Genomic DNA, 11,293 nt, shown 5'->3' with positions numbered 1-11,293 from the left:
GGCTGATGATCAGCGGCATCCGGGAGCTTCCGACCGGTCCGGGCGTGTACCGGTTCCGGGACGACGCGGGCAAGGTGCTGTACATCGGGCGGGCGTGGAACCTGCGGCGCCGGGTGCAGTCGTACTGGACGCATCTGGGCGACCGGCCGCACCTCGCGCGGATGGTGCGGCGGATCGACCGGGTGGAAGGGGTCTGGTGCGACTCGGAGCACGAGGCGGCCTGGCTGGAGCGGAATCTGCTCGAGCACTCGAAGCCGCGGTGGAACCGGACCGAGGGCGGGGCCGAGGTGGTCGGGTACATCCGGCTCGGTGACGGCGCCCGTCCCGGGCTGCGGTTCGAGCACACGGTGAGCGGTACGGCCGCGCACTTCGGGCCGTACCTCGGCGGGCTGCGGATCCGGCAGGCGATCTCCGGGCTGCATCGCGTGCTGCCGTTGCAGTACACCGTGGCGGGGGACGGGTCGGCCGAGGAGTTCGGGCGGCTGTTCGGGATCGGGCGGGCGACCGGGAGGCGTTGGCTCGTACGGCGGTCGCCGTACTCGAGCGGGAGCCGGCGGCCGTGGACGCGTTGCATGCCGAGCTGGTACGACGGCGCGACCGGGCGGCGGGCGAGTTGCGGTACGAGTTCGCGGCCAAGGTGCAGGGGGAGATCGAGGCGCTCGACTGGATCGTCGCGGAGCAGAAGGTGGCGTGGCTGGACCCGCGGGACGCGGATGTGTACGGGTGGGCCGACGGGGTGCTGGTGCGGTTCGAGCTGCGCGGCGGGCGGATGTGCACGTGGACCGTGCGGTCGTGTGGTGCGGCGGCCGCTCGGGAGCGGGTGGCGGGTACGCCGGAGTTGTGGCGGACGTTCGCGCAGCGCAACGCCGAGCTGGCGGCTCGGCTGCGGTGACTTCCTGGTTACCTAGCATGTGCGTATGACGCAGCCGCCGGGGCCACCCAACGAGCCGCCGCCGTACCAGCCTTGGCAGGGCTACCAGGGGCCGCCGCAGAAGCGGTCGCGGCTGCCGCTGATCATCGTCGGCGGTCTGGTGCTCGTGCTGGTCCTGCTCGTCGGCCTCGGCGCGTTCCTGTTCGTGACCCGCAGTACCGACGAGAAGCCGGCCGCCAAGGAATCCCCGGCCGCCAACACCAAGCCGTCCGACCCGAAGGCCGTCGAGTTTCGCCGCGTACTCACCAGCAAGCCCGGCACCTGCCCGACCCCGGCCCGCGACGGCACGGCGTGCGACGACAAGGGCATCGTCTACACGGTCGGCAAGGTCGAGCTGGACGGCAGCCACGTGTCCGAGGTGAAGGCCGGATACAGCGCCGGCGGCAGCTCCTACTGGTACGTCAGCCTCGACCTCGATCCCGAAGGTACGAAGATCTTCGGCGAACTGACCGCGAGTCTCGCCAAGCAGGACCCGCCGGCGAACCAGCTCGCGATCCTCGTCCACGGCCAGGTTGTCACCGCACCGAGCGTCCAGTCCGCGATCCCGGGCGGCAAGATCCAGATCTCCGGCACCTACACCCGCGAGACCGCCGAGGCGCTGGCCAAGAAGATCACCGGTTAGTGACCTCGAACGCCACGATCGCCGCGGCGACCGCGACGTTCAGCGACTCGACGCCGGCGTGCAGCGGGATCCGCAGGTCGGAATCGGTGGGCACCGTGACTCCGTTCGTCTCCCCGCCGAGCACGTAGACCGCCCGCGGCGCCAGCTCGGCCGTGAACAGCGAGTCCCGCGAGCGCGCCGACAGGCCGTACACGTGATAGCCGGCGGTCCGCAGCAGGTCGACCGCGGCCTTCGCGGTCGACGTGTTCACGATCGGCGCCTGGAACGCGATGCCGGCCGAGGCCTTGATGACCAGCGGCCCCACGTGCGGCGTACCGGCCCGGGGCAGGATGACGCCGTCGAACCCGGCACCGGTCGCGGTCCGCAGGATCATCCCGACGTTCCCCGGATTGGTCACGCCGTCGAGCAGGAAGACGTTGGTCGGACGGTTTCCGCGATCCCGGACGAACTCCTCCAGCGGCGTCATCCGCGGCGCGTTCACGTCCGCGACGACGCCCTGGTCGTGCTTGCCGTTCCCGGCCAGCCACTTCACCCGGCTCGCCGTCGCCCGCTCGACCGGCGTTCCGTACTTCTCCGCGGCCCGGAGGATCTCCTGCATGGAGCCTCCGGTCGCGTTGTCCGCGAGCACGACCTTCGCCACCGACAGCTTCGGATCGTGCAGCGCCTCCAGTACCGGCTTGCGGCCGTAGACGGTGATCCACTTGTCGCGCGGCGATTTCTTTTCCACCCGCCTACCGTAGCGCCGGGTTGGTTGCCTTCCCATCGAGCCAGAGCATGTCGCTCGGGTCCGCGTGCGTACCGTTGCTGCCGACATGCTTGTCGCTGATCTGCGCGCCGTTCTTGATCACGTGCACCAGCGCCATCCCGTGCCCGCGGCCGAGCTCGTAGTCCGCCTTGAGCCAGTCCAGGATCGTCCCGGCCTTGACGTCCGCGGCGCCGTACCCCCGGCTGATGCCCTCGTCGACCAGTTCCCGCGGGGTCTTGCCGGTCTTCTCCTCGATCTTGTCCAAGTACGCCTGGAACGACATCGGTTTCCTCCTGGTTGGTCGTCGTACATCCCTGCGTCGAGCGACCCCGGCGGAAATCGACACGACCGCTCAGAAACTTCGGGATACTGGGGCTACAGTTCGCCCATGCAGATCCGGAGTCGGTGGTCGGCGATCGTCGGCTACTCCCTGGTCGGCGCCGCGACCCAGCTGGTCTGGCTGAACTTCGCCGGCGTCACGACCGTCGCCGCCGCACGGTACGGCGTGTCCGAAAGCGCCATCGGCTGGCTCGCCCAGGTCTTCCCGCTGCTGTACGTCGTCCTGGCGATCCCGTGCGGCCTGATCCTGGACCGCTGGTTCCGCGCCGGCCTGGTGGCAGGCGCCGTACTGACCGCCCTCGGCGCGATCGTCCGCCTCCTCGGCGACAACTTCGGCTGGCTCCTCGCCGGCCAGATCCTCGCGTCGATCGCCCAGCCCCTGGTCCTGAACGCCGTCACCGGCATCACCGGCCGCTACCTCCACGAAAAACACCGCCCCACCGGCATCGCCATCGGCACCGCCAGCATCTTCGCCGGCATGGTGATCGCCTTCCTCCTCTCCGCCCTCTTCACCACCGCCGCATCCCTCCCGACGATGCTCGTGACAACCGCCGCCTTCTGCGTCGCGGCAGCCGCCGTACTCCTAGCCGTCCTCTACACCCGCCCCACCCTCACCCCCGAACCCGCGGTCCCCGGACCCGCCGCCGCAACCACCCGCGAACCCGCCGTCTCGCGCGCCAACGAGCCCGTGCCACCCGACCAGCCCGGCCTCCCGCCTGATCCCGTCGTACCTCTCGCGGCCGGCGCCGCCGGTCGCCACCACAAGGGCGCGCTGGCAGCCGCCTGGGGCGACCCGCTGATCCGCCGCCTCTGCATCCTCGCGATCTTCCCGTTCGGCGTATTCGTTGCCATGAGCACCTTCGCGCAGGCCCTCCTCGAACCCGCCGGCGTCACCGGCGGCACCGCGAGCACGATCCTCCTCCTCCAGGTAGTAGCCGGCGTCATCGGCAGCGCGACCATCCCCATCCTCGTCGTACGCCGCCGAGCCGAATCCCTGCTCCTGGTCATAAGCCTCACCACCACCGCAGCCGCCTGCGTCCTCCTGGCCCTGGCCCCCAGCACCGCCACCGGCTTCCTCTCCATCACCGTGATCGGCCTACTCCTCCTCCCAGCCCTCCCCATCGTCCTGGAACTGGTAGAACGCCGAACAGGCGAAGCCGAAGGCACAGCCGCCGGCCTCATCTGGATGGCCGGCAACCTGGGCGGCCTGGTGGTAGCCGTAGCAGTAGGCCTCCTGGTCCACCACCCCACCGCAGCCTTCCTCCTCATGGCCGCCATAGCCCTGATAGCAGTCCCCGGCGCCCGAGCCCTCCACCGCCCGATAACCGAACTCCACCCCTAGCCCCCGATCCTCTACTATGTACCCGCACACCGGCCGGTGTGGCGCAACTGGCAGCGCACCGCTCTTGTAAAGCGGGGGTTAGGGGTTCAAGTCCCCTCACCGGCTCTCTGACCTGGCGATATAACCCGGGAGTAATGAACTCCCGGGCCCCACCTCACCTCCTACTCACCCCTTTGCGCGGTGCTGCCGTGGGCACCTGATCAGCTTCTCAGTGATTTCTGGTCATCATGGATGCATGGCGGCCAGAGACTTGGTGTTCCGACCGGGCGACAGGGTCCGCACCTCGGGCCGTTTCGTCTCTGGTCCGGATAGTGACTGGCTCGACCTGCAACGCGTCAACGATCTGCTGATCAAACCGCCCGGCTGGAAGTCGGAGCTGTCGATCCGCCTGATCGGTGCCGACGCCGCGGCCGTGCCCTCCGAGTTCGGCCGGAATCAGGTCCCGGGCCACATCACGGTGGTCGGGAGGTGGCACGCCCCCGCCCCCGGAGAGCAGGCACGACTCGGTGACGAGAGCATCGAGGTCGAGACACAGACGCCGGAACGCCCTCCTCCACGGCCGCGTACCGACAGGACCCACCCACCATGCCCGACACCTCCCGGGGGCTGGCCACAGAACGTGGTCTGGTACGACGGCTGGCCACATGGCGCGGTCTCGGAGTTGGACCTGGACATCGGCGATCTGGAATCGTCCGGGGCGATGGTCCATGGGGCGATCTTCCGTCCCTCGGAAGACCAGGAGGTCCTCGTTGTAGCCGCCACCGACGTCGGAGCGGTCACCCGTCGGCTGTCCCCGAGCCTCCCGAATCAGCTCTGCGTAGTCCGAAGCCGCTTCACCCGCGCCCAACTGGACGAGGTCCGCGACGTCCTCCATGCCCATTTCCTGGAGTGGCGTCTGGAGTCCTTCGGCACCGGCAACTCCGACCCCCAAGGCCAACCTTTCGCCACAGCCGAACCCGTCCGAGTCACCCCCGAACTGGCCGCCTGGGCCGACACCCTCCCCGAAGGCCTACTCCTCCTCGACCCGACAATCACCCCCGCCTGAATCAGGCCGCGCTGATGCGAATGATTGCGACCTGGGTTGCTTTCCGTTGGTTGTGGGCCGTAGGTCCGAGTCAGCGCACCTCAGCGCTGGGCGCCCGTGGTTTCGCAGACATGCACCGAGTAGGTCTCGGCCTCTTGCAGGCCCAGCTTGTTCGCGACGGCGACTGATGGCAGGTTCGCGCGCCATGCATCCCAGAACGGGACCAAGCCCCGCTCCGCGCACTGCTCCAGGAATCTGGCTGCGGTCTGGGTCGCGAAGCCGCGGTCGCGGTACGGCGCGACGGTCTCGATGCCGATGCCGCACTTCCGGTCGCTGACCGACTCCGCCGTGCACCAGCACACGACTGTTTCGGCGTCGTGCGTCACGAATCCGAACCCAGTACGGCGGAACTCGCGCACCGACCGCCAGCAGGACTCGATCTCCGCGACGACCTCGCTCCAGTTGGACAGGTTGCTCAACTCGCTGAACCGGTCGTCGATCGCGCTGATGTGGAATCCGGCCGGCAGGGGTGTCCGCCAATCGGAGCGCGGAGCCAAGGGGCCTCGGTAGAGCACGCGTTCTCGCCGATGCGACGGGTACCCGGCAAGCACAACCTCGGCGGTGCGCTCGGTTCCAGATCAACGCTGTTCGTGGTACGGCGGTGTCGTCAACCCACACGGTCGCAGGACTGTTGCCTGCTAGCACCGCGTCGACGACCAGCGTGAGGTGCTCCGCCTCGAACAGCCGACGGACCCGCCTCAGGTCCTGGTTCGCGAGGATCACCATGACGCGAGGCTAGATCGGCCGGTACCCGCGGACAACGGCTGACTGTCAGTTGCACAGCCCCGCGGGCATCGAGGTGTGGCAGTTGTTGTCGATGAAGCGGTTTCCGGCGCCGAGGCCGACACGAGCACGATCCCGCCGGAGTTGAACTGCGTGCCGACGTTCCCGAGCACTGTGTTGTCACGCAGTACGTTCTTCGTGCCGCCCAGGACCAGCAGGACACCGCCCTGCAGCGGCGGGTGTTCCGCGTTCGCTGCGCGGAACTGGTTGTTCCGGTTCAGGTCGTTGTCCCAGGCCGCCACGTTCCCGGCGCCGCCGGGCTGGCCGTCGTCCAGGATCAGCATGCCCTGGCAATTGCCCAGGACCTGTTGTCGAACACCTTCACGTACCGCGAATGCCGCACGAACAGGCCGAGCTGGTTCCCGGTCGCGTCGTTGTCGCGGACGATGGCGTTCGCCATCGCGGTGTCGCCGACATAAATGCCGGCTTCGTCGTTGTTCCGTACGACGTTGTCGTAGACCGCCCCGCCGAGCGTGTTGAACCGGGCGATCCCGTAGTCGCCGTCGTGGATCGCGGTCACGTCGTGGACGACGAACCCCGAACCGCCGTACGCCACGATCCCCATCCCGTCGAACCCGCGCACCTGCAGATCCGAGATCTTCGTGTCGAAGACCCGGGTGACCACGTTCTGCGTCGCGTCCAGCTGCTTGGCGAACACGCAGAACGCGGCTCCCTTGCCCCCGAGGAAGTCCGTCGTACAGACGTTCTTCGGCAACTTCGCCGGTGGCATCAGAACCGTGCCGTCCCCCTCGCCGCGGATGGCGAGGTGGCCCTTCCGGATCAGCACGCTCTGCCGATACGTACCCTCGTCCAAGACGATCGTCGTCCCCGGTGCGGCTCGATCGACCGCCGCCTGGATCGACTGGCGCGGATGCACCCTGATGGTCGCTCCGTACGCCTGCGCGGGCACTGCGGCCAGTGCACCGAACAATCCGCACGTTAAGCCCGACCGGGAACCGCGGAACCCCATAGATGCGCCCAGCAACCTAAAAATCCCTTACCGCACGGGGATCCCGGCCATGAATGACAAAACCATCATCGCCCGGTCATGCATTTCTCAGGTTCCTGGAGGCAATCCGCAGTCGCTCGAACTTACTCGGTGAAGCTCGTGGTTGCGGATTCCTGGCTATGGCGGGGATGGGGGCGGCTGCTGTGGGAGGTGGGGCTGCTGCGCCGGCGGCCGGTGAAGTGCGGCGCAGTGGGCCGTTGGTGGCGTACGTGCGCGACGTACGGCGCAACGAGAGCGCGGTGATGGTGGGTGAGCGGGCCGCCCCGGCACTGTGACTCTGATCGCGAACTTCATCCCGCTGCAGAAGCCGGACGGTGGCCCGAACCTCTACGAGTTCGGCGACGACGTCCTGTACGAGATCAAGGTCTCGAACTCAGGGCAGGCGCGATCACCGCCAAGTCCTGGAACCGGCCGCAGTTCTACTCGGTGACCAAGGTCGTGGCCGGCCGGGCGCCGCAGTTGCTGGCCGACGGCCTGACGGTGCCACCGGTCAACATCGGTCCACGCAGTACGGCGAACTACGCCACCACCTTCACCGCTGCCGCGATCCATGGCATCGGCGCGGCCCGGCGGGTGTTCGCCGGGCAGCGGGTGGACGGCTTCTTCGTCGACCTGGGCAGCATCTTCGACCTGGGCACGTTGCGGCCGTTCGAGAACCTGCACCTGATCCCGTCCGCCGCCGCGGCCGGGGTGAGCGGTCTGCAGGGCCTGAACGTGCACACGATTGCGCTGCAGGTACCGATCCGGGAACTCGCCCGGGACGGCAGCCGGCCCACCGACGTGCTCGATCCGAAGGCGGTGGTCGGTGTCTGGGCCAGCGCGAGCCGGCAGCGCGTCAGAATGCTCACCGCCGACGGCCAGACCGAGGCGCACGGCGGCTTCCGGCAGGTGTCGCGGCTCGGGAACCCGTTGTTCAACGAGGTGATCGTGCCGATGGCGGACAAGGATTGCTGGAACGCGCTGCCGCCGACCGAGGACGACGACTTCGCCAAGTACGTCGAGAAGCCCGAGCTGGCCGGCCTGCTTCCAGTGCTGTACCCGGGCGTGTTTCCGCACCTCGCGGCGTACACCAAACCGCGGGCGGACCTGGTCGCGATCCTGCTGACCGGGATCCCGAAGGGTGTCGTGCCCGGGTTCCAGAACTTCACCGGCCCGGTGCTCGCCGACCTGCTGCGGCTGAACGTCGCCGTACCGCCGTCGTCGTCGCCGGACCCGCTCGGCCTGGTCGCCGGCGACGCCGCGGGCTTCCCGAACGGCCGGCGGGTCTTCGACGACGTCGTCACGGTCGAGCTCCGCGCCGTGGCCGGTCTGACGATTCCGCTGGTCGACCCTTCGTTCACCCCGGACGCCGCCACCTCGGTGATCCGGGACGGTACGTCGAACACCAACCCGCCGTACCTGACCAGCTTCCCGTACCTCGGTACGCCCGCCGGCGGGTACCAGACGTCACCGGGCGTACCGCATGTCTGAAAATCCCTACGCCGGGCAGGGGCCGGTGCTGCTCGACATCGGCGGCGACGTCGGCGCCCTTGTGGTGACGATGCCTGCCCGGCTCGAGGGCCACGAGCTCGAGATCCGGCCGGTCGACGGCCGGCCGGATCCCGCCGTACCCCGGCACGTCGCCATCCTCGCCCGGACAGTCCCCGGTGCGACGCTGCACTCGGCGGTGTTCCGGATCTCCGCGCGGGCGACTACGAGCTCTGCCTGCGATCCGATGGCCGGACGCGTTTGCGGGTATCGGTGGACGGCGGCCGCGTCCGGCACGCCAACTGGCCGTCCGCTACCGATTAGGCAACACCGCTGGATGTTGCGCCGAGTTGGCGGAGGAGGCTTAGCTGGTCGACGAGTCCCCAGTGCTCGACGATCTGGCCGTCGGCGATTCGGACGATGTCCATCACCTCGAAGCGGACCTGCGCGCCGGTGGGGGCGACGCCGAGGAAATCGCCGGTGTGTGTGCCGGTGAAAGCCTTGTAGGTGAAGACTTTGTCGCCCTCGGCGAGTTGGTCGAGTACCTCGGCGCCGAAGTCGGTGAAGGCAGCGTGGAACAGGTCGAAGATCGTCTTGACCTCGGCCGGCCCGCCAGGTGCGTCCGGAAACATCGGAGTGTGGTTGACCAGCGTCGGCGACACTGTCGCGTACAGCACCTGCTGGTCGTCGCCGACCTGGTAGTCGTTGATGAAACGCTTCATGATCGTCTTGTTCGTCTCGCTCATGGTTCCTCCTCGAACTGGTCGTACTTCTGGAGGATCGCGGTCGCCGATCCGCTCGCGCATGGGCAGAACTACCAATCTTGCTCAGAGCAGGCCGTGTTCCATGGCGTACAGGGCGGTCGCGGCCCGGCTGGAGACCCCGATCCGCGCGTAGATGTCCTGGACATGGTGCTCGGCGGTGCGCGTCGAAATCACCAGTTCGCCGGCGATGGCCCGGTTCGACAGGCCTCGAGCGATCAGGCGGATCACCTCGAGTTGCCGATCCGTCAGGCCGGCCACCTGCCGGCGGCGCGACATCGGCGTACCGTCCGCAACGGCGAGAACCGCATCGGCGGCGTCGGGATCCAGCCGGCCGCCGCGTGCCTCTGCCAGTACGACGGCCGCTGCCGCATCGGAGGAGTACGCGCGGCGGTGTGGGCGATCGACGGTCAACGCCTGGAAGACGTCCGCGGTCGCGAGCACCCTGGCCGTCATCGGAAGCTGCGCTGCCGCGATTCGTCGGTAGTAGCCGCTGCCGTCGAGACGTTCGTGATGGAGTCCGGCCAGCGTCGCGAGGCGTCCAAGTGCCTTCGAGCGAGCGAGGATCTGTTCGCTGTGGTAGGTGTGCAGCCGTACCTGCGACCAGGCATCGCTGCCGAGTCGACCCGGGTACTCCCAGATCCCGGTCGCCACGGCGACTCTGCCGAGGTCTTGAACCAGGCCGGCCTGGCGAGCCAGCTCGACATCTGCCTGCGCCAGACCGAGGCGTCGGCAGGCCCCATCGGCAAGCCTGGAGACGGTTGTGGCGTGGCCGTGCAGGCACGGTGACTTGAGATCCACGGCCTCGCCGAAGACCCGCAGTACCTCCTCGACTTCCGTCGGTGGAACCTGCACGGCCGGCGCCGGCTCGGCCGCTACCAGCCGGTCTGAGACATCACCCGCCGCGGTCTCTGCCAGCAGTTCCTTCGCGTGTCGGCAGAAGGCCGTCGCGAGCGCTGGGTCGAAGTACCGACTGGAGCGCTGCTCGATCGCGGCAGCGGCAGTCTCCGGGCCACCGCGTTGATCGAAGAACGAGGCATATCCGGCCACGTTGACGACCCTGGCGATTGGTGAAATGTCCTCGCCCTGCAGGCCTCGTGGGCCGCCCTTGCCGTTCCACCACTCGAAGTTGTCGAGCAGGCCGGTACGGACCTCGTCCGGCAGGCCGAGTCGCCGAGCGACCGCGGCGGCCGTTTCACAGTTGGACAACCGATAGCCGTCCGTCATCCGGCGCGAGTGCAACAGACCTGATCGCAGGGTGCGCAACCGCTCCCCGGGTGGCGCGTGGCGAGTGAGCTCCGGCAGGTAGTCGCGAAGGACCTCCTGCGGACGGGTGAAGTCCGTGGCCATGGACGCGCGCTTGACCGAGAACTCGTCGGTGAACAGTGCAGTCACTTCGTGCGAGTACGCCGTACACCCGATGTGTTGCAGGAGCGCCGCGTAGAAGACATGACCCACCGCAGCCTCGGGCCACCCGCGGCTGCGCGCGAGCTGAACCGCGATCAGGGCCGTCCGCGCCGCGGAGCCGACGGGCAGCCCAATGCCGAGATCCGCCACCGAGGACAGCGCGACAACCAGCTCCGCCAGCCGGATCGGCGGCTTGTTGTCCCGCATCTCCGCCCCCACGCCACCAGCCTGCGGCAGTCCCCATCGGACCGCAATGCACCGCTCGAGACAGTCATGCGCGAGTTCATCAGACCGCCTGTAGGTGCGGGATCAGGTCATGACTTGGTCCGCAGATCGATGGTGCTGACCTCGATCGGGAGATCAGGGTGGGTGAGGTATCGCGCGGTGAGGATCCGGAGGGTGTAGCAGGGGTCGCCACACGTTTCCCCGCTGCTGTCTCGGTGGCTGTGAATCTCGACGAGCCTCCGTCGAGCTCTGGCCTCGGCCTGCGTTGTCTCCGGGCCTTTCGCTGCATCGACTTCGTCCTCGGCGATGCGCGCCAACAGAAAGCTGACGAGCTTCGCGTTTGTGGTTGCAGTCGTTCGCGCAATGCCGCCTACCTGTCCGCCCCCGTTGTACAAGCTGTTGTCCATGATGCCCCCAGGTGCCGTTCGCCTACGATTTCGTCACAGGAAGTCTCCGCACGCCGTCTCAGCGAAACCCACACCCGAATTGCCCGACGGACCGCAACCGCCTTACTGCACAGGGTGTTCGTCCCCAGCTCGCCCAAGGGGCTTGACGGCGCGGGCCTGGAATCGTGCGTT

General features: G+C 68.2%; 13 protein-coding genes, 1 tRNA gene and 2 pseudogenes. 8 read left to right on the top strand and 8 right to left on the bottom strand.

Going from position 1 to position 11,293, the window contains the following annotated elements; translation table 11 throughout:
* Positions 1–5: 5 nt before the first annotated feature.
* From ACFV9C_RS34990 to ACFV9C_RS34980, 3 genes and pseudogenes are all read left to right on the top strand, one after another.
* A pseudogene (locus tag ACFV9C_RS34990) lies at positions 6–197 on the top strand (nucleotide excision repair endonuclease); the annotation flags it as partial.
* Positions 198–559: 362 nt separating this feature from the next.
* The gene (locus tag ACFV9C_RS34985; protein WP_380200465.1) at positions 560–892 is read left to right on the top strand and encodes a hypothetical protein; all 333 of its coding nucleotides are present in this window, start codon (positions 560–562) and stop codon (positions 890–892) included.
* Between the two features lie 25 nt (positions 893–917).
* Complete coding sequence (locus tag ACFV9C_RS34980; protein WP_380200413.1) at positions 918–1,553, top strand: hypothetical protein; 636 nt, start codon at positions 918–920, stop codon at positions 1,551–1,553.
* On the opposite strand, the gene ACFV9C_RS34975 is transcribed toward ACFV9C_RS34980, so the two are convergent.
* Complete coding sequence (locus ACFV9C_RS34975; RefSeq protein WP_380200411.1) at positions 1,543–2,280, bottom strand: TrmH family RNA methyltransferase; 738 nt, start codon at positions 2,278–2,280, stop codon at positions 1,543–1,545. The genes ACFV9C_RS34980 and ACFV9C_RS34975 overlap by 11 nt on opposite strands.
* Before the next feature lie 4 nt (positions 2,281–2,284).
* Positions 2,285–2,581 (bottom strand): DUF4287 domain-containing protein, encoded by a 297-nt coding sequence (locus ACFV9C_RS34970; RefSeq protein WP_380200409.1) that lies wholly within the window; start codon positions 2,579–2,581, stop codon positions 2,285–2,287.
* Positions 2,582–2,686: 105 nt separating this feature from the next.
* Between ACFV9C_RS34970 and ACFV9C_RS34965 the strand changes: the two genes are divergently transcribed.
* The 3 genes from ACFV9C_RS34965 to ACFV9C_RS34955 all read left to right on the top strand — a co-directional run bounded on the left by ACFV9C_RS34965 (position 2,687) and on the right by ACFV9C_RS34955 (position 5,024).
* Positions 2,687–3,979, top strand: a complete 1,293-nt coding sequence (locus ACFV9C_RS34965; protein ID WP_380200407.1) for an MFS transporter — start codon at positions 2,687–2,689, stop codon at positions 3,977–3,979.
* Positions 3,980–4,011: 32 nt separating this feature from the next.
* A tRNA-Thr gene (locus ACFV9C_RS34960) sits at positions 4,012–4,084 on the top strand.
* Between the two features lie 130 nt (positions 4,085–4,214).
* A complete protein-coding gene (locus tag ACFV9C_RS34955; protein WP_380200405.1) occupies positions 4,215–5,024 on the top strand; it encodes a hypothetical protein in 810 nt (269 codons plus the stop codon).
* A gap of 80 nt (positions 5,025–5,104) precedes the next feature.
* Here the strand turns inward: ACFV9C_RS34955 and ACFV9C_RS34950 are convergent, their stop codons facing one another.
* The 3 genes from ACFV9C_RS34950 to ACFV9C_RS34940 form a co-directional block, all read right to left on the bottom strand.
* The gene (locus ACFV9C_RS34950) at positions 5,105–5,560 is read right to left on the bottom strand and encodes a GNAT family N-acetyltransferase (protein WP_380200403.1); all 456 of its coding nucleotides are present in this window, start codon (positions 5,558–5,560) and stop codon (positions 5,105–5,107) included.
* 222 nt (positions 5,561–5,782) lie between these two features.
* The gene (locus tag ACFV9C_RS34945; RefSeq protein WP_380200401.1) at positions 5,783–6,130 is read right to left on the bottom strand and encodes a hypothetical protein; all 348 of its coding nucleotides are present in this window, start codon (positions 6,128–6,130) and stop codon (positions 5,783–5,785) included.
* On the bottom strand, positions 6,124–6,756 hold the full coding sequence (locus tag ACFV9C_RS34940) for a right-handed parallel beta-helix repeat-containing protein (RefSeq protein ID WP_380200400.1): 633 nt from the start codon (positions 6,754–6,756) through the stop codon (positions 6,124–6,126). The genes ACFV9C_RS34945 and ACFV9C_RS34940 overlap by 7 nt, the downstream gene beginning before the upstream one ends.
* A 218-nt stretch (positions 6,757–6,974) precedes the next feature.
* Here ACFV9C_RS34940 and ACFV9C_RS34935 point away from each other — a divergent pair, with 218 nt between their 5' ends.
* Together ACFV9C_RS34935 and ACFV9C_RS34930 are read left to right on the top strand one after the other, a co-directional pair.
* Complete coding sequence (locus ACFV9C_RS34935; protein WP_380200398.1) at positions 6,975–7,130, top strand: hypothetical protein; 156 nt, start codon at positions 6,975–6,977, stop codon at positions 7,128–7,130.
* Positions 7,127–8,325 (top strand): annotated as a pseudogene (locus tag ACFV9C_RS34930) (DUF4331 domain-containing protein). Before ACFV9C_RS34935 ends, ACFV9C_RS34930 begins: the two are co-directional and overlap by 4 nt.
* 317 nt (positions 8,326–8,642) lie before the next feature.
* Here the strand turns inward: ACFV9C_RS34930 and ACFV9C_RS34925 are convergent.
* From ACFV9C_RS34925 to ACFV9C_RS34915, 3 genes are all read right to left on the bottom strand, one after another.
* Complete coding sequence (locus ACFV9C_RS34925) at positions 8,643–9,068, bottom strand: ester cyclase (protein ID WP_380200396.1); 426 nt, start codon at positions 9,066–9,068, stop codon at positions 8,643–8,645.
* Between the two features lie 81 nt (positions 9,069–9,149).
* Complete coding sequence (locus tag ACFV9C_RS34920; protein ID WP_380200394.1) at positions 9,150–10,709, bottom strand: HD domain-containing phosphohydrolase; 1,560 nt, start codon at positions 10,707–10,709, stop codon at positions 9,150–9,152.
* 95 nt (positions 10,710–10,804) lie between these two features.
* Positions 10,805–11,122 (bottom strand): hypothetical protein, encoded by a 318-nt coding sequence (locus tag ACFV9C_RS34915; RefSeq protein ID WP_380200392.1) that lies wholly within the window; start codon positions 11,120–11,122, stop codon positions 10,805–10,807.
* Between the last annotated feature and the right edge of the window lie 171 nt (positions 11,123–11,293).

Origin of the sequence: Kribbella sp. NPDC059898, assembly GCF_042730855.1 — a bacterium.
In the GTDB taxonomy this organism is placed as follows: Bacteria; Actinomycetota; Actinomycetes; order Propionibacteriales; family Kribbellaceae; genus Kribbella.
Note: the sequence above shows the minus strand (reverse complement) of the source record. Positions and strands in the feature narration are given on the sequence as shown.